Here is a 16,517-nt window from a genome sequence, read left to right as displayed (position 1 = left end):
AGAAAGGATTAGTAATGGAACTGTAATAAACGCTGGAGTGGAGCTAAACGTTTAAAATTATTGCAATTATCGGAGTAAGAGTTTGTTCAACTCGTTGAAGTGAGGTTGAAATGTCGAGTTTTGATAGTGAAGTAAAAGGCTCAACGTATGTTTGGTTGGGTAATGGTTGTACGTCAGATAAAAGCTTTGACAACATTAAGTTTTCTGTTTTTTCCACTCTAGATGACTTAATGAAACGGATCGAGAGCAACGCCCAAATTGTGCTAATCGTTCTAGGTGCGGATGTAGCTCAGCAGAGTCGGGTTTTAATGGCTCTGCGAAGTCATGAGTATTTATGGTGCAGTTATATATGCGTTACAAACCAATGTAAGTTGTCGGCTGTACTAGCTAATGGTGTTTGGAATGCGCAATGTGTTCACGAGTATCAGCTATTTCTCCAGCGAAGCAATCGTTTAGCAATAGGTCATGAGTCAATTGAATCAACGATGACGAAGCTGTTGGCCTACTTATGGATTTTTAAAGATGCAGAGGTGATGCCAAGTCATGATTCGGGCATTAAGAGTATTTATTCCTATCCCCTCCTAGAAAGCTTTGGCGTAGCGCCACAGGAGATCTTTACTTGGTTGTCAGGTATTCGAAGACGAAAGGTTATCGAACCAAAACAACTAATCGACCGAGTTCGCTTCTGCCGAAGTTGTCGGTCTGGTCATTTAAATTACGTTGATGCTTGTCCTAGCTGTCAGAGCATTGATATTGAGTTAGTCACAAGTTTACATTGCTTTAATTGCGGTCATGTAAATGAAGAGGCTAAATTTAAACATGGCGTAGGGTTAAGTTGCCCTAACTGTAGTACTCGGCTTCGTCATATTGGTGTTGATTACGACCGTCCCATTGAAAACCAAAAGTGCAATCAGTGTCATAGTAGCTTCGTTGATGCAGAAGTGATTGCTAACTGCTTTAGTTGTAATGAATGCAATAGTGTAGACGATTTAATTATTCAGAATATTCACAGCTTTGGTATATCTCAGGCAGGAAAAAGTCTAATAAAGTTGGGAGATCGCTTTAATAATGTTCACTTACCCGGGGCTGAAGCAGTTGACTATGCTCACTTTGAATGGCTCGTTAAGTGGCAAAATCAGTTGGGAATACGCCATCAACAACAGCACTCTATAGTCAGAGTAGAGCTGCGTAACTTACTCTCCTTCATAGAAAGTTTTGGTGAACTGCGTGCTATACAGTTATTAGATGAATTTGAAAGTCGTATAAATGAAACGATTAGAACAACCGATATTTGCTGTTTAGCTGGTGAACATACGTTATTGCTGCTGTTACCGAATACAACTCTAAGCCAGTTGGATTCTATTTATACTAAATTAAAAGGGATCAGCGCATTGAAATCGGGTGGAGATATTGCGCTATCGATACGTGCCGTAGGTTTGCCCTCTGCTGTTTTGATGAGTGAAGTAGGCAATTGGCTTGACGATGCGTTTAATGAACATACTGGAGTAGAGCTATGAACCTGATTTCATTATTAGAGTATCTAACCATGCAAATTGTTGTTTGGGTGCAAAGTTACTTATCGTTGTTGGTTTTATTTATTCCACTTTACTTAGCCTACGAGCTCCCGCTTTTTATTCTCATTACCTTTGGAATTTGTAAATGGCTAAAATTAAAAAGCACTTATGAGTCTACTGCGAGCCACTATCTACCCAATGTAAGCTGCATTATTACTTGTTACAGCGAGGGAGAGGCCGTTAAACAAACCATTATTTCACTAATGGAACAAACCTACCCCGGGAAAATTGAAATTATTGCAGTAATTGATGGTGCTGTACAAAACAACCATACCTATGAGGCTGCCAAATATTGTAAGAGAGTATTTAATCGACCAAGTCGTAATATTGTTCTCTTACCTAAATGGCAAAGGGGAGGGCGAGTATCAACATTAAATGCTGGTTTGTCTTTTGCCACAGGTGAAATTATCGTCAATGTTGATGCTGATACCTCCTTTGACAATGATATGTTATCCCATTTGGTACGCTTATTTGAAAATCCAGATGTGCCAGCTGTCGGTGGGGCGCTACGAGTTCGAAATGTAGATAAATCTATGTGGACAAAAATGCAGGCGATAGAATACCTGGTCTCCATGCAAGGCGGAAAGACTGGATTAGCGCAATGTAACATGATCAACAATATATCTGGTGCATTTGGGGCATTTCGACGCGATTTTTTGAAGCAAATCGGTGGTTGGGACACGCATACAGCAGAAGATTTAGATTTGACTGTACGGATCAAACAATATTTTCGACGCTACCCAAATATGGAGGTGCCCTATGCAACTGCTTCAATCGCACATACCGATGCGCCAAGTACAATAGGAGATTTGATAAAACAACGCTTACGTTGGGATGGAGATTTACTATTTCTATATCTAAGAAAACACTGGCCAGCATTTACACCTAAATTACTTGGCTGGAAGAGTTTTATTTTTACACTTCTTTATGGCTACATTCAAAATGTTATTCTGCCATTCGTGATTTTAATTCACTCTGTCGCAGTGCTGCTCTTATTCCCGTGGCAATTTGCATTAGCGCTATTCATCGTAATCTATGGCTTATATCTATTCACCATCAGCTATTTCTACTTTCTGGTTTTAGTCAGTATTTCCGAGAGGCCCAAGCAAGACTTAAAACTGGCCTTTTGGCTCCCTCTATATCCAATATATGCATTTTTTATGAGAACAGTATGTTGTTTTGCTTTATTGAACGAACTCGTGCGACGCTCTCACGAAGAGACAAGTATGGCACCATGGTGGGTGCTTAAACGCGGCGAGAAGTTTTAAACCTTTGAACATATTTCAATAGGTATGCATATGAAACTTAAATTTAAAGGGTCGACTAAAGTTGATCATCCCACCCAAGAGCACGGTATTAAAATCCCTTATACAGGGCCAAAAAGAGTGTCTTATCAATTTAGATGGTATTTATTACTGGTTATTGCATTTAGCCCTGTGTGTATTCTTGCTTGGTTTTACCTTGTCCCTCAGTTCAAAGTTGAAGCTGTAGGTATAGTTACCAGCGAGCCTTTGGTGATCAGTGCCCCTAGCAGTGGCACAGTCGAGAAGGTAGAAGTGTTGCTGGGAGAATTAGTAAAACAAGATCAGAAGCTACTAGAGCTATATAATTTTGAATTATCTGGTCAATATCAAGAAGTGAATCGACAGCTGCTTTCATTAACTCAACAGAAAACGCCATTTACTGATGATATTCTAAGTCAACTAGAAACGAGAAAGACTGTCGCAAAACATGGCGTGGAACGACAGCAAGATTTACTGGATAAATATAAAGAGTATCAAAAGCGTGGGGTTGTACCTGTATCTAACTTGGCTAGTGCTGTAGCAGCTCTAAATGCGGCTGAGCTTAATTTGGAGCAGACTAAGGTTGATATTTTACGAGAGAAAGAGCGGCAAGACATGGAAAGACTTTACGGCTTAAAAGGCCAGCGCTATCAACAATTAACAATCGAGTTTGCACGTTTGTCGGCATTAAACCAAAGTTTAACAGTTAATACACCGTTTGCAGGTAGGGTGAATGATGTATTTGTCCAAGAGGGTCAGTATGTTGTGGTTAATGAGCCATTGTTCTCCGTTGTGACTGAAAAAACAGTAAAAGTACACGGGTATCTCGCACCTAAGTATTTAGAGTATTCAAAAATCGGGCAGAAAGCGGTCGTAAAATTGCCCAATGGTAAGCGGTTTGATGCGGTCATTAATGAATACACTGAGCTAACGAGCAAAATTCCACCGCAGTTGTCAGGACCTTTTGAAGGCCAAAAGGCAGCATTAAAGCTGATATTAAAAATAAGTTTACCCGCGGAATATCAAATTGAAGGGTTACCCGTTACGATACTGTTTGAAAGACAGGCGGTAAGCCGCATTTCGGACCTGTGGACAAAGGGATAAGCATAAGTATTGACCCAAAGTTCGGGTAGTGCTTCGCGACGTGGGCACTATTCTAGGGGGGATTTGCCGAGAGGGGCTAGTAACGGAGTCTGCGTGTTGTACCCTCTTTATTTATAGAAAAGCCGTGAAAGCGTCATGCTTTCGTCATCGAGAAACGCTCGCGGGTTTACCCCTGTGAGTGCTTTAAAGTCCTTAATAAAGTGAGACTGATCATAATAATTGCTTTTGTACGCGATGTTGGTGAGATTGTCTTCACGATTTATGAGGAGTGTCAAAGCGCTTTGCAAGCGTACAAGTTTACTTAAATGTTTTGGACTAATACCGACAAGGTCTAAAAACTTCCGCTCTAGTTGGCGCCTTTTGTTGGGATTTGATTTGGTGATTGCATTAACCGATATATCGCCATTTTGTGCAAAGATAATGTCTACCGTTGTTTTTACAATGTGCTCAATTGTCCGCGGGTCGCTGAGCTTGTGAAGGAGAAAGGCCTCTAAAATCTCAATCCTTTGGCTTGTGTTTCGCGCTTGGATGATATCACTTTCAAGCTTTGCGGCCTCATCTGGCTTAAATAGCTCGTAAATCGATGTTTCTTGATTTTTTAAGCTATTTATCGGTTTCGAAATAAAGTGGGAAAAGGCATAAGGAAAAAAGCTGGCTGCAAAGGTGTGAACATATCCGGTTGGTTGAATATAAAAAGGCGAAACGGTTTGGCCAAGTACCATTGCCCGCGGTTGCAGTATGTATTCATGTTCTGATGTATAGCGCTTAATATCGTCGCCCAATATAAAGGCCAGCTCAATGCAGCCGTCGGGGACAATACGTTGCTTTGCGGCATTTTTATCTGCTGTAATTTCCAATGTCCAAAAGCAATTGATAAATGAGGATAAATTTTCACTAGGTAACAATTTTTTGTAATCCATAAAACCTCCGCATCTAGCTATGGACGGTTGAAATTTACAGCAAATAAAAACTAGCCTAGATTAGACGCTGGTAAATTTAGCAACCGTTTTATGGTCTGCTTTTTAGGCGCGCTTTACTTGTTACTGGCCTTTATTGATATGCTTATTTATCCAATCTTGGTAATAAGATACACGCGTTAATACTGCGGTTGAACCGTATTTACCTAAAGTATAATTTTCCAAATCACCTTCAATTTCTCGCCACGCTGCTAATCCAACCAATACCGGTGTTGAGCCTTGATAAATGATTGCTGCGCCGCCACTATCTCCAGAGCCTATAGTGCCTTCTAATGGCAACGCATCGGCTCCTTGTTCGAAGGTAAATCTGAGCCAGTGGGCTTTTGCTTCTGTGATCACGTTGTTGTAAACATGCATTTGATAGTCGTCTTGAGTGAACGCCCAATCTGAGAAAAATTTGGTGACTTGATACCATGCATAGGTCGTTAGGCTTGGTCCCTCAGAGTCGTGCTCTTCACCCGTTATTCCCGTTCCGATAGCGCCGCGACCAAACCCGGTTATTTCCATGCCTAACTCTTCATTTCCCTCATATATAGCGATGGGTTGAATGTGTGTCACAGGCTTACTTAAGCGAATTAATGCAATGTCTTTGGCGTTATTTAGCTGCTCCATAAGCGGTGCCGGGTCGCCTTCACTCCAATCACCTTCTACCTTTTTGTAATCCGGATGAATAATGATTTGTGCAATTTGATTTTCAACGCCATGTACCATGATAGGTTTGTCTTGGTAGTCATACATAAACGTATAAATGACGTGAGCTGGTGCCAACAACCAATGCTTATCGATTAACACCGAACCACCTTGGAATGGCATATCAACATAAAACTGCGGGATGCTGTTAACCTTATACAAGTCAGGGTCAACATCATGTCTTTTGACAACCGCATGGTTCTGAAAAGAGGCAAACATGAGCAAAAAAATAGCAAGGTATTTCATCATTATTCCTTATTTATTATGTTGTTATTATTTCCAAAGTGGCCAATAAATCATCATACTGAAACTTTCTTTTCAATGCATTAATAAATATACCTATTTTTATACGACACTCTCTCCCTCAAAAATATCAGTACGATCACCAGATTAAAAGAAATAAAAACAAATGGTTATTGTAATTTTTAGCGCCAAAAATATTGCAAATTAGTTGGGAAATATGATTGATAAGAAATATGACAGGTGCAATCAGGTTTGTAAGGTAACAGCATTAAGGTAAAGTTAATTTACGTGCTCTAGGCTAGGCTATTTGCCGTTTATGCAATCAAAAGCGAGTTGCTTGCAAGGAGATCTCTGAAGGCTAAATCGCTTTGCGGTACTCGCATAAAATAAATTGAAAGGAACAACGCATGATAAGGATGATATTTGCAACTTTTCTATTGCTTTGGGGCATGCAGGTTAGCGCTCAAGAGCTTATCTTATCGAAGGTCGTCAAGTTAAAGGTCGACTCTCCTATCACTATTTCGCATGTGTCTGAAACGTTAGTGTTGACGTTTAAAGACAGTAAACTACTTCACGAAACTTTAGACCCGCAAAGGTTTATACCTGCTGTTGATTTATCTGGGCATGAACATGAATTTGTACGGAGTTTGTTTGAGGTCGATTCAAGAATGAAGTTGCCAGCTTGGCTTCAGGTACTTTCAGAAGAGGTCGCAAGCACCTATCAACTACAGAATGTTCAACAAAAATCTATTCAAGAAATTACGATATTTAGTAGTTACAACAAAGAGGAAGCACACGGGATAGTGTTTGTTCTTGAAGCGCAAGTAATTCATAAAATAGAGGTTTTTGGACAACAATTACAGTTTCAAAATGTGATAAATAACATAGCGACAAGGTATTAGGGATCTAATAATCAAAGTGCGGCGCCGTAGAGCCAATCACCGCTGCTCGGCACGTTAAGTTACTGGCTTTCGATTCGCTAAAACTATCTAAGGCTTTGCTGTTAATCCAATCAAGCTTCAAACCTAACCACACACTTGACCTCAAGTTCACTTGAAGTAGTACAGTCACCACTTGTTAATATGGCGCAATGGTAGGAGTGGTAACGCATGTTAGAAGATACGGTAAATGCAGAGGATCAAACTGCTCTAGGAGCCAGACAAAAGCGGGTGTTGTTCAGCTTGGCTGTGGTACTCATTTTGCCTACGCTTGGCATGAGTAGTATCAATGTCTTGTTGCCAACACTTGCTGAGGAGTTTGGCGTGGGGCAGGCATTGGTGAATTGGGTCGTTGTGGCATATTTACTGTCGCTTACCGCGTTTATTCTTGGTGCTGGCGCTGTTGGAGATAGCGTTGGCCGAAAAAGGGCGCTGCGCATTGGAATTAGCGTCTTCTGTGTGGGCTCCATTGTCGCAGCGCTGAGCATAAATCTTTGGATGCTGATTGCTGCTAGGCTGTTCCAAGGTATTGGCGCTGCGCTGTTATTATCCCAAGTGTTTGCGCTGGCAAGCGTTGCGATGCCAAAGCGTAAAGTTGGACTTGCAATGGGGCTACTCGGTACTACCGCTGCGATTGGCACGGCACTGGGGCCATTGCTAAGTGGCGCAATGCTAGAGTGGTTATCATGGCAGTTCACTTTTTGGTTGATGATATTGCTTGGTGGCGCAGCTAACTTTTTAATTGCAAGATTTCTGCCTGATGATGTTGCAAATCCACCTGAGCCGCAGCGTTTTGATGTTATTGGAAGCGTGTGGCTGTCGGCGTCATGCCTATTTTATGTGTTGGCTATGCCATCGAGTAGTTCGTTTAGTCTTGTCTTGCATAGCGTATTTTTCTTATTTTCAGTGACTTTTATCTACTGTTTTGTACAAAGCCAAAAGCGTGCTCAATTTCCACTTGTGAGTTTGGCTTTTCTGAAACACAAGCTACGCAATGCCTCGTTAATCGTGAGCTTTATAGTTGACGCCATCGCAATGGCGACATTAGTTGTCGGGCCTTTTTATCTTACTTATGCGTTAGGGCTGAGCCCGGTCACGGTTGGTCTTATTGTATCTATCGGGCCTTGTATTGCTGCTGTCGCAGGTTATCCATCAGGCGAGGTGGTTGATCATTTTGGTATCGCGTTTGCTATGTTTTTGGGCTTGCTGATGATCCTCATTGGGACAATTAGCTTTGCAATCCTACCTTCATTATTTGGACTTTATGGCTATGTTGTGGCGTTATTTGTGTTAACTCCTGGAAGGCAGTTGTTTCTAGCGGCTCACCATACCTTTGTGATGACGACAGTAGCCGAAAAAGAAAAGGGTATGGGATCTGGGCTCATTAATTTATGTAAAAACTTAGGGCTAATGACCGGAGCCTCATTACTTGGTGGTGTATTTAGCGTGTTGTTGCAGGTAAAGAGTGCGGCTTTGGCAAGCCTTGCACAGCTTAATATGGCATTTTCACTGACCTTTTTACTCGCTGCACTGTTTATTTTGGTTGCGCTCGTTGCCGTATTTGTGATTAGCCGAAAGCAAGCGTTTTAAAAGTAGAATGCGTATCACGAAAAATTTTTTCGTTCTTTTTTCAAACTTAAGGTTTTCTTAATTTTCGCTTTTTAAAGTTTTTACATCAGAACAGGAAAGGTGTGAAAACGATGGGTGAAGCACTACAAGCAACAAACTCACAAAGTCGTCTTAGATGGGCAAACAAGACTTGCGGCGCGCGCGTTGAATTGGAGCACGCTATCCACAGTGGTTTTGCCCATGCTTTTGGCGCTGACATTCATGAGTATTATCCCCTTTTAAGCCATTTAAACTACCGTCAAAGCGATTGCTTTTTAGGTCTTAGATTTGCAGCTAAAGACGCATTATTTGTCGAGCAGTATCTTAATCGTCCGGTAGAGCAGTGCCTCTCAACGGTTTCAGAGCGTAATCATATCGCAGAACTTGGCAATTTGTTCTCAACAGGCCGAATGGCAACGTTAAGCCACTTTATTGTACTGACTCAAGCACTGCTTGAGAGTGACATCCGCTACTTGGTGTTTACGGCAACCAAACAAGTGCGTGCATTGATGAAGTTATGCCAAGTCGAGGTTAACAAGATTTCTTTAGCACACGGCACTATCGCTTCAGCCAAAGATTATGGCAGCTATTACCAATGTGCTCCGATGGTTTGTTCGGTAGATTTACATCAAGCCCAGCAGGTGATCACAAACACCGAAATGTATCAACACTTACTACAAGGGCTCGAGGTGGAAATTGCGAGCTTAAAAGAGGCATTTTTATATGTGTGATTTCTTAAAAAAACTGCCACATCAAGACAGTGATGTGATTTTACAGCAAGGGCAAACTTGTCTCACTTTTGCTGAGGTAAAGTCTTACACGCAAGCATTGGCTGAGCGCTTTATTGTGATGAGTGGTGAGAGTGTTGCGGTTTCGTTAGACAACTCTATTGCTTGGTTATTGGTAGATTTTGCACTATTACAAGCGAATAAAGTGTCTATTCCAGTACCTCATTTCTTTACCACAGCGCAAGTTGAACACACCCTTGAGCAGTCAAAAGCAAACTGGTTGATCAGCGATACCAAGCTTGAAAATAGCGCTGAATTTTCGGTGTTGGATGCCTATGGTCAAGCGATCTATGTATATCAAACTAGGTGTGAAAGCACGGGAGCCTATTTTCCTAAAACGCAAAAGATCACTTATACCTCTGGTTCAACAGGCGCACCAAAAGGCGTATGTCTGTCGTTTGAAAACCAGCTTGTCGTGGCGAGTAGTTTATGCGAAACCATCGCACTTCATCGCCCTAAGCACTTATGTTTATTGCCGCTACCTGTGTTGCTAGAAAACATCGCGGGTGTGTATGCGCCGCTACTGAGTGGTGGCATGGTTGAGGTAACCGAACTTGCGTCGCTAGGCTTTTCGGGCAGCCAGTTGCTATATCCACAAAAGTTGCTGCAAAAGATAAGTGAAGTACAACCAAATAGCTTAATTTTAGTGCCTGAGCTACTGCGTTGCCTGATAAGCGCTGCACAGCAAGGGTGGCAACCCCCTGCAAGTTTACGCTTTATTGCGGTCGGTGGCGCTAAAGTTGACACTGAACTGTTACAGCAAGCTAAGCAGCTGGGCTTACCTGTGTTTCAAGGGTATGGGCTTTCCGAGTCGGGGTCTGTTGTTGCACTGAATACTGGTGAGCAAGATGGCAGCGTTGGTAAGTTACTGCCTCATATTCAGGCACGTATTGTGGCAGGTGAGTTAGAGATCAAAGGGAATAACTTTTTAGGTTACTTAGGTGGTGAAGCGATAGCCCAAGATGCGTGGTTAAAAACCGGCGATAGAGTGTCGAAGCGTGAGCCGCATTTTGTCATCGAAGGCCGGCTAAAAAATGTTCTGATCAATAGCTTTGGACGCAATATTTCTCCTGAGTGGCCGGAGTCCGTTTTGCTTGCCTATGTACCTTTACTGCAATGCGTTGTGGTGGGTGATGGCAAGCCATTTTTAACGGCGCTTATTTATACCCCGACACAACTAACAGCAGCTGTGATTGATAATGCCATTGAGCTTGCCAACCAGCAACTCCCTGATTACGCAAAAATAAAAAGTTATGTGCGCGTAAATGAAGCCTTTTCAGTAGGTAACGGCATGCTTACCGCGAACGGTAGACCTAAACGCGACGTGATTTTAGCTAATTTCGCGCAGCAAATTTCAGCGCTTTACTCCCAGAATCAATACGAAGCGGCAGAGCCCGTGGCTTCGGTTTAAAAGGAAAACGACAATGAGCAACTTTTACCAAACCCTACAATCAGAAACGGAACAAGCGCGACAATATCTTCTAAGCGCACCAATTATTCATGATGTTTTTCATGGTCAGATCACCAAAGGCCAATATGTTTCATTTTTACAGCAGGCGTTTCATCACGTAAAGCACACAGTACCACTCCTTATGGCGTGTGGTGCACGACTAGATGATAGTAAAGAGTGGTTGCGAGAAGCGATAGGGCATTACATCGAAGAAGAAATGGGACACCAAGAGTGGATCCTTAATGATATTGCCGCCTGTGGTGTGGATAAAGAAGTAATACGTCATAGCATGCCAAGCTTCGCAACTGAAATGATGGTGTCTTACGCCTACGACAGTATCACTCGTAAACACCCATTGAGCTTTTTTGGCATGGTTAATGTGCTTGAGGGCACGTCCATCGCGCTTGCCGATGACGCTGCTCGTCAAATTGCGAATAAACTTGGTCTGCCTCGTAGCGCATTTTCCTATTTAACGTCTCATGGCGCGTTAGATGTTGAGCATATTGACTTTTTTGCAGGGTTGATGAACAAGATCAGCTGTGAAAAAGAGCAAGCGATCATTATTCACAGCGCTAAACAGTTTTATCGTTTGTATGGCGACATATTCCGCAACATTGAAGCGGTGCCTGCAGGTGTCGAATTTGCGGAGGTAAGCTGATGAAAGCAACAAAACTTGCCGTTATCACTGGGGCATCTCGGGGGATCGGCCGGGCCATTAGTAAACAGTTGGCCATGCATAATTGGCGTTGTTTGCTAATTGGCCGAGACAGCGAAAAATTAAAGCAGGTGATAGCGGGGTTACCGGGAGAACACGATTATCTTGCTTTAGATATCACCGCTGAGGATGCTGCGACACAAATCGCGAGAAAAGCGGCGACTATGGGTGGGGTTGACTTACTCGTCAACAACGCCGGCATTAATACCATGGCTGGGTTTGTTGAAATTTTACCAACTGACTTGAAAAAGCAGATGGAGACGAATTTATTGGCGCCCATGCTAGTTAGTCAAGCCTGTTTACCACAACTGATCTCAAGCCATGGCACCATAGTTAACGTAGGTTCAGCGTTTGGTGCTATCGGCTTTCCATATCAAAGCAGTTATTGCGCTAGCAAGTTCGGTCTGCGTGGTTTTACAGAGGCACTGACGCGGGAACTCGATAACCAAGTAGTGGTTAAATATCTCGCGCCACGCGCAACCACAACGGAAATGAATGACGATCGCGCGACAGCTGTAAACCATGCACTAGGCAATCAGATGGACTCGCCAGAGGTCGTCGCACAAGCCTTTATGAAATTGCTCCATAGCAACACCAAACGTGCTGGCATAGGTTTTCCTGAAAGATTTTTTGCGAGACTCAATGGCTTGTTACCAGAGCTTGTTGATAACGCATTAATCAAAAAAGTGAAAACCATCCAAACCATTTTTTCCACTAAGGAGTCATTACGATGAACGCACTAAAAACCTTGTTAGCTTCAGCAACATTACTGGTATTCAGTCAAGGTGCTTGGGCAGCATTTGACGATGATCTTAGCCAAGTCCAAACTAAATGGGCAATGGTAAATTATGAAACCGAGGGCGATGCCCAAGAAAAAGCATTTGAAGAGTTGGTTAAGCAGTGCGTGGCATTTGTTGAACAATATCCAGATCGTGCAGAAGCTTACATCTGGCGTGGTATTGTGCAGTCGAGCTTTGCTGGAGCGAAAGGTGGCTTGGGGGCGCTTGGTCTTGCCAAAGAAGCGAAAGCCTCATTCGAAAAAGCCATTGAACTTGATAAAAACGCACTGTCTGGTTCTGCATTAACGAGCTTGGGCACGCTCTATGCTCAGGTCCCTGGCTGGCCAATTGGGTTTGGCAGCGATAAAAAGGCGAAAAAGTTGTTCCAAGAATCATTAGCGATCAATCCGGCAGGAATTGATGTAAACTATTTCTATGCACAGTTTTTATATGACGAACGTGATTATAGTGCCGCACTTGCACACTTGAAAAAAGCGCAGAATGCGCCAAGCCGTCCAGGTAGAGAAAAAGCAGATGAATACCGTCAAGAGGAAGTGGCACAGCTACTGGCGAAAGTCGAAAAAAAGCTAAAAAGAAGGAATAAATGAGGCTATTACTCGTAGAAGACGATGAGCTACTGGCACAGGGGCTCATCGCATCACTCAAAAAAGAAGGGTATGCCATCGAGCATGCGCCGACGCAAAGACAAGCAATCAGTTTTGTTGAATCTGGGGAATTTGAGCTGGTGGTGCTTGACCTAGGTCTACCTGACGGAGACGGTTTGGCGGTACTCAAGGCGCTGAAAAAAACCAAATCGCAAACCGCTGTGCTCATTCTAACGGCAAGAAATAGTCTTGATGATAAAATTGCAGGGCTGGATTTAGGGGCTGATGACTATTTGGCTAAGCCGTTTGAGCCAAAAGAACTGTTTGCGCGTTTGCGGGTGATTGGTCGACGCTTCACCAAACAAGTGAGCAGCACCTTGAGCTGCAACGATGTCGTGTTAGATCTCGCCAGTCACGAGGTGCTTGTAAGTGGTAGTGCTCAAGAATTACCTCGTAAAGAATATATGTTACTCAAGGCGTTGATGGAAAACAGCGGCCGTGTGCTGTCTAAAACTCAGTTAGAATCTAAGCTTTATGATTGGGGAGAAGCCTTAGGCTCTAATGCTATTGAGGTACATATTCATCACCTCCGTAAGAAAATGCCCGATGGATTTATCAAAACGCTGCGTGGCATTGGCTATGTGGTTGGCAAGGGGGCTTAGTGGGCACGAGAAGCTCGCTTGGAGGTGCTTCCATAACGAGAAAGTTGACCCTAATTTTAGTGTCAGCTTTGGTGCTGACTGCATCCATGGCGCTGCTACGGGGTTATCATTCCAGCATGGCGATGGCACAAGCACAATTAGACAGCCATTTAGAGTCCATCGCAACACTCGTTAATACTCAAGTTACTGCGACTACCCTGCCCAGTGGTGCGAGTAACAACGCATTTTACTTTTTAGTCCTTGAGCACAATCAAGTTGTTGCGGGCAGTGAGCTACTTGCTAAGTACAAGAACAAGCTTAATTATGATGCTGGGTTTAGCACTCAAAATGTGGGGGCGACTAGACTCAGAACCTTCAGCGAAGCGTTCGGTGAAAGGCAAATACTGGTAGCAGAGCCGGTACAAAAGCGTTTTGCCCTTGCTGAAGGCATGATTGTATCTGCAATGACGCCGCTGGTGGTGATCATGCCGTTTCTTGCGGTGTTTATTGCATGGATTATTTATACGGCGTTAAAGCCTTTACGAGATCTTTCTAAAGAGCTTAGACGGCGTAACCCCAAAGACTTTACTCAGCTGGCAGTGCAAAGCGACAAAGCGGAAGTGGCAATCGTTATCGCGACGTTAAATGACCTCTTTCAAAAAGTTGAAGTCGCATATCTTAAAGAGCGTTATTTTGCTTCCGATGCCGCGCATGAGTTAAAAACGCCGATCGCAAGCTTAAAAATCCATCTGCATAATTTAACGCACGATACTAAGCATCCCAGTGCCACTGCTATGTCAAAAGGGCTTGAGCAGCTAAACCATGTGGTTGAACAAATGCTGACGTTAGCGCGTACAGAGCCGGAACTGTGGCATAAGCAATTTGCGCAGCAAGACCTAGTGGCATTAACTCAAGACTTGATTGCTAACTGTTACCCGAGAATCGAACAAAAATCACAAAATATCAGCTTAGAAGCATCAGAAGCGACCATAGAGGGCTGTGAGTTCACATTAACCACATTATTTTCTAATCTAATTGGTAATGCGATTAAATACACGCCAATTGAAGGTGACATAGAAGTAAAAATTCAGCAGCATGCGCAGCGGGTTGTATGGCAAATTGATGATTCGGGTTGTGGTATGTCGGATGCGGAAATAGAGCGAATTTTTGACAGGTTTTATCGCGTTGGTGGAGATAAACACCCTTCAGGGGAAAAAGGGGCAGGTTTAGGAATGGCGATAGTCAATCATATAATTGCAATTTATCACGCAGATATCTCTTTTGCTCGCAGTCATTTAGGTGGGCTTAGAGTTTGTGTAAATTTACCGAGGGGGCTGGATGCTAAGGACTAAGGTCTCTTCGCTGTCTTTCGCGCTTGGTTTGCCTTTGGCGACCTGTAGTTTCGCCTTGTGGGCGGAAGAAAGTTATACCATTATTCTTAAAAATCATTTATTTACTCCAGCACAAGTTGAGGTGCCTGCAAATCGTAAAGTAAAGCTCATCATCGAAAATCAAGACCCTCAGGTTGAAGAGTTTGACAGTTTTGATCTTAATCGTGAAAAAGTGCTTTTTCCGAACCGTAAAAGTGTGATTTATATCGGCCCGCTAGCACCTGGTGAATATAGCTTTTTTGGTGAGTTTTCACCAAATACAGCACAAGGTATCGTTATCGTGAAGGAGCCAACAAATGCTTCTTAATGCGGTGGTAGTGAGCGTGAACCAATTATTACCAGTAACTGTACTTTGGGTACTATTAGCACAATGTACCAATGCTGCTTTACCACTTAAAACGACACTCATCGCGTTGAGTGCGGGGCTAGTCGGCTGTTTTGGCATATGGTTTTTGGGTGGAGAAATAGCCTCGAGTTTTGATTATCGCGGGTTCGAGTTATTGCAAATAGGACTGCTACTCAGTTTATTTTGCTTAATGATTGCAACAAAACGCACCGGACATACGGCCCTTGCTGCCTTGGCCTTTGGACTAGCAGTGGTATTGTACTTGCACCATTTGGCAAGCTTTGCGTTCTCTTATTCGAAGCCAGCGGATGGTCAAACCCTCGCTATTGGCACCTCACTTGGTGTGGGGATCTGTTTGAGCTTTTCTATTCTACTCTTCTTTTTCCTTGATTGGTTAAAGAGTAAGCATTTACCTTGGTTGTTGCTGTTGTTATTGGCTTTACACGGTGCGAGTAAGGTGTCGATTGCATTGGACTTGGCGCTTCAAGTGGACTTAATTAGTGCCGCCAGACTTGAAATAGACTTGCGACAAATTGTGGACGAACACAGTGTTGTTGGTCGAGTGCTAAGAGTATTAGTGGGGTATGAGGCAACACCAAATGCTGCGACGCTTGCAGGGTTTGGAGGCGCGTTGATTACGTTCTTGGGATGTACATATTGGAGAACAGCGCATGCGAAATAATGTTTTACTCGCGTTGCTGGTGAGTTTTTTTGGGGTGGTGGCATTTAGTGCAAAAGCGGATGGTATGGTGGTGGACAAAGTTTATCATCCTTATGTGATGCCGCTTGAGCGTGAGTTGGAGTGGCGACTACTATCTCGCCAAACCGAGCAAGGGAACGTGCTGGCACAGCGTTTAGGGCTTGGTTGGAGTCTCACTGAAACAATGACCATCGAAGGTTACGCGATAGGTGAGCGTGACGATGAGGGCAACTTTGACTTGGCGGCTTACGAGTTAGAGTCGCGGTGGCAATTTGTAGAGCAAGGGCGCTACTGGGCGGATATAGGCATGTTGTTCGAGCTTGAAAAACGCCATAAATTCGATGCCTATGAAGCTACCGCAGGGTTTTTATTTGAGAAGGAATTTGGCCGCACGAGCCTTACCATGAATGCATTTTTGGTGAGGGAGTGGGGTAAGGACATTGAGGATGAATGGGAATCTGAGTTTAGAGCACAACTGCGCTACCGCTTGTATAGTGCTTTTCAGCCAGCAATTGAAGTCTATGTCGGAGAAGACTTTTTTGGTGTTGGCCCAGGGTTTATCGGACTGCATCGATTTGAAGGTCAAAAACAGCTGAAATGGGAAGCGGGTTTTATTTCGGAGATCAGCCAATCTGGCAAAGATCATAGCTTTAGGCTCGCATTGGAATTTGAGTTTTAAGCGCCG

The 16,517-nt window shown here is 43.3% G+C and carries 17 protein-coding genes; 15 read left to right on the top strand and 2 right to left on the bottom strand.

Annotation, left to right across the window (positions count from 1 at the left end; translation table 11 throughout):
* Positions 1–110 precede the first annotated feature (110 nt).
* Genes A587_RS0111790 through A587_RS0111780 form a run of 3 tightly spaced genes read left to right on the top strand, consistent with a single transcriptional unit; the run spans position 111 to position 3,961 of the window.
* Positions 111–1,517 (top strand): diguanylate cyclase domain-containing protein, encoded by a 1,407-nt coding sequence (locus A587_RS0111790; RefSeq protein ID WP_017217766.1) that lies wholly within the window; start codon positions 111–113, stop codon positions 1,515–1,517.
* Positions 1,514–2,842: a glycosyltransferase family 2 protein gene (locus tag A587_RS0111785; RefSeq protein ID WP_017217765.1), complete on the top strand. Its 1,329-nt coding sequence runs from the start codon at positions 1,514–1,516 to the stop codon at positions 2,840–2,842. The genes A587_RS0111790 and A587_RS0111785 overlap by 4 nt, the downstream gene beginning before the upstream one ends.
* Positions 2,843–2,872: 30 nt before the next feature.
* Entirely contained in the window at positions 2,873–3,961 is a 1,089-nt protein-coding gene (locus A587_RS0111780; protein ID WP_017217764.1) for an HlyD family secretion protein, read from the top strand.
* Positions 3,962–4,068: 107 nt separating this feature from the next.
* Here the strand turns inward: A587_RS0111780 and A587_RS0111775 are convergent, their stop codons facing one another.
* Together A587_RS0111775 and A587_RS0111770 are read right to left on the bottom strand one after the other, a co-directional pair.
* Complete coding sequence (locus A587_RS0111775; RefSeq protein WP_017217763.1) at positions 4,069–4,881, bottom strand: response regulator transcription factor; 813 nt, start codon at positions 4,879–4,881, stop codon at positions 4,069–4,071.
* 120 nt (positions 4,882–5,001) lie between these two features.
* The gene (locus A587_RS0111770; RefSeq protein ID WP_223229984.1) at positions 5,002–5,877 is read right to left on the bottom strand and encodes a trypsin-like serine protease; all 876 of its coding nucleotides are present in this window, start codon (positions 5,875–5,877) and stop codon (positions 5,002–5,004) included.
* Positions 5,878–6,278: 401 nt separating this feature from the next.
* Here A587_RS0111770 and A587_RS0111765 point away from each other — a divergent pair, with 401 nt between their 5' ends.
* The 12 genes from A587_RS0111765 (at position 6,279) to A587_RS0111705 (ending at position 16,511) form a co-directional block, all read left to right on the top strand.
* Complete coding sequence (locus tag A587_RS0111765; protein WP_017217761.1) at positions 6,279–6,773, top strand: hypothetical protein; 495 nt, start codon at positions 6,279–6,281, stop codon at positions 6,771–6,773.
* A 207-nt stretch (positions 6,774–6,980) separates the two neighbouring features.
* A complete protein-coding gene (locus A587_RS0111755) occupies positions 6,981–8,399 on the top strand; it encodes an MFS transporter (RefSeq protein WP_017217759.1) in 1,419 nt (472 codons plus the stop codon).
* A 110-nt stretch (positions 8,400–8,509) separates the two neighbouring features.
* Positions 8,510–9,148, top strand: a complete 639-nt coding sequence (locus A587_RS0111750; protein ID WP_017217758.1) for a thermostable hemolysin — start codon at positions 8,510–8,512, stop codon at positions 9,146–9,148.
* Positions 9,141–10,616, top strand: a complete 1,476-nt coding sequence (locus tag A587_RS0111745) for an AMP-binding protein (protein WP_017217757.1) — start codon at positions 9,141–9,143, stop codon at positions 10,614–10,616. The genes A587_RS0111750 and A587_RS0111745 overlap by 8 nt, the downstream gene beginning before the upstream one ends.
* Positions 10,617–10,629: 13 nt before the next feature.
* On the top strand, positions 10,630–11,313 hold the full coding sequence (locus tag A587_RS0111740; protein ID WP_017217756.1) for a TenA family transcriptional regulator: 684 nt from the start codon (positions 10,630–10,632) through the stop codon (positions 11,311–11,313).
* On the top strand, positions 11,313–12,104 hold the full coding sequence (locus A587_RS0111735) for an SDR family oxidoreductase (protein WP_017217755.1): 792 nt from the start codon (positions 11,313–11,315) through the stop codon (positions 12,102–12,104). Before A587_RS0111740 ends, A587_RS0111735 begins: the two co-directional genes overlap by 1 nt.
* Positions 12,101–12,757, top strand: coding sequence for a tetratricopeptide repeat protein (locus A587_RS0111730; RefSeq protein WP_017217754.1), 657 nt, complete (start codon positions 12,101–12,103; stop codon positions 12,755–12,757). Before A587_RS0111735 ends, A587_RS0111730 begins: the two co-directional genes overlap by 4 nt.
* A complete protein-coding gene (locus tag A587_RS0111725; RefSeq protein ID WP_010370238.1) occupies positions 12,754–13,416 on the top strand; it encodes a response regulator in 663 nt (220 codons plus the stop codon). Before A587_RS0111730 ends, A587_RS0111725 begins: the two co-directional genes overlap by 4 nt.
* A gap of 44 nt (positions 13,417–13,460) precedes the next feature.
* Positions 13,461–14,747 (top strand): ATP-binding protein, encoded by a 1,287-nt coding sequence (locus A587_RS0111720; protein WP_232288057.1) that lies wholly within the window; start codon positions 13,461–13,463, stop codon positions 14,745–14,747.
* The gene (locus tag A587_RS0111715; RefSeq protein WP_010370234.1) at positions 14,734–15,093 is read left to right on the top strand and encodes a cupredoxin domain-containing protein; all 360 of its coding nucleotides are present in this window, start codon (positions 14,734–14,736) and stop codon (positions 15,091–15,093) included. Before A587_RS0111720 ends, A587_RS0111715 begins: the two co-directional genes overlap by 14 nt.
* Positions 15,083–15,814 carry a hypothetical protein gene (locus A587_RS0111710; RefSeq protein WP_017217753.1) on the top strand — a complete coding sequence of 244 codons (732 nt, stop codon included), beginning with the start codon at positions 15,083–15,085 and terminating at the stop codon, positions 15,812–15,814. The genes A587_RS0111715 and A587_RS0111710 overlap by 11 nt, the downstream gene beginning before the upstream one ends.
* On the top strand, positions 15,804–16,511 hold the full coding sequence (locus A587_RS0111705) for a hypothetical protein (RefSeq protein ID WP_010370231.1): 708 nt from the start codon (positions 15,804–15,806) through the stop codon (positions 16,509–16,511). Before A587_RS0111710 ends, A587_RS0111705 begins: the two co-directional genes overlap by 11 nt.
* The last annotated feature ends 6 nt before the right edge of the window (positions 16,512–16,517 follow it).

Origin of the sequence: Pseudoalteromonas sp. NJ631, assembly GCF_000276645.1 — a bacterium.
Lineage (GTDB): Bacteria > Pseudomonadota > Gammaproteobacteria > Enterobacterales > Alteromonadaceae > Pseudoalteromonas > Pseudoalteromonas piscicida.
This window is presented reverse-complemented; position numbering and strand designations above follow the sequence as displayed.

What these genes read in the sequence shown, in the direction of transcription:
- A587_RS0111790 (WP_017217766.1), top strand. Translation starts at nt 111, where the DNA reads ATGTCGAGTTTTGATAGTGAAGTAAAAGGCTCAACGTATGTTTGGTTG.
- A587_RS0111785 (WP_017217765.1), top strand. Translation starts at nt 1,514, where the DNA reads ATGAACCTGATTTCATTATTAGAGTATCTAACCATGCAAATTGTTGTT.
- A587_RS0111780 (WP_017217764.1), top strand. Translation starts at nt 2,873, where the DNA reads ATGAAACTTAAATTTAAAGGGTCGACTAAAGTTGATCATCCCACCCAA.
- A587_RS0111775 (WP_017217763.1), bottom strand. Translation starts at nt 4,881, where the DNA reads ATGGATTACAAAAAATTGTTACCTAGTGAAAATTTATCCTCATTTATC.
- A587_RS0111770 (WP_223229984.1), bottom strand. Translation starts at nt 5,877, where the DNA reads ATGATGAAATACCTTGCTATTTTTTTGCTCATGTTTGCCTCTTTTCAG.
- A587_RS0111765 (WP_017217761.1), top strand. Translation starts at nt 6,279, where the DNA reads ATGATAAGGATGATATTTGCAACTTTTCTATTGCTTTGGGGCATGCAG.
- A587_RS0111755 (WP_017217759.1), top strand. Translation starts at nt 6,981, where the DNA reads ATGTTAGAAGATACGGTAAATGCAGAGGATCAAACTGCTCTAGGAGCC.
- A587_RS0111750 (WP_017217758.1), top strand. Translation starts at nt 8,510, where the DNA reads ATGGGTGAAGCACTACAAGCAACAAACTCACAAAGTCGTCTTAGATGG.
- A587_RS0111745 (WP_017217757.1), top strand. Translation starts at nt 9,141, where the DNA reads ATGTGTGATTTCTTAAAAAAACTGCCACATCAAGACAGTGATGTGATT.
- A587_RS0111740 (WP_017217756.1), top strand. Translation starts at nt 10,630, where the DNA reads ATGAGCAACTTTTACCAAACCCTACAATCAGAAACGGAACAAGCGCGA.
- A587_RS0111735 (WP_017217755.1), top strand. Translation starts at nt 11,313, where the DNA reads ATGAAAGCAACAAAACTTGCCGTTATCACTGGGGCATCTCGGGGGATC.
- A587_RS0111730 (WP_017217754.1), top strand. Translation starts at nt 12,101, where the DNA reads ATGAACGCACTAAAAACCTTGTTAGCTTCAGCAACATTACTGGTATTC.
- A587_RS0111725 (WP_010370238.1), top strand. Translation starts at nt 12,754, where the DNA reads ATGAGGCTATTACTCGTAGAAGACGATGAGCTACTGGCACAGGGGCTC.
- A587_RS0111715 (WP_010370234.1), top strand. Translation starts at nt 14,734, where the DNA reads ATGCTAAGGACTAAGGTCTCTTCGCTGTCTTTCGCGCTTGGTTTGCCT.
- A587_RS0111710 (WP_017217753.1), top strand. Translation starts at nt 15,083, where the DNA reads ATGCTTCTTAATGCGGTGGTAGTGAGCGTGAACCAATTATTACCAGTA.
- A587_RS0111705 (WP_010370231.1), top strand. Translation starts at nt 15,804, where the DNA reads ATGCGAAATAATGTTTTACTCGCGTTGCTGGTGAGTTTTTTTGGGGTG.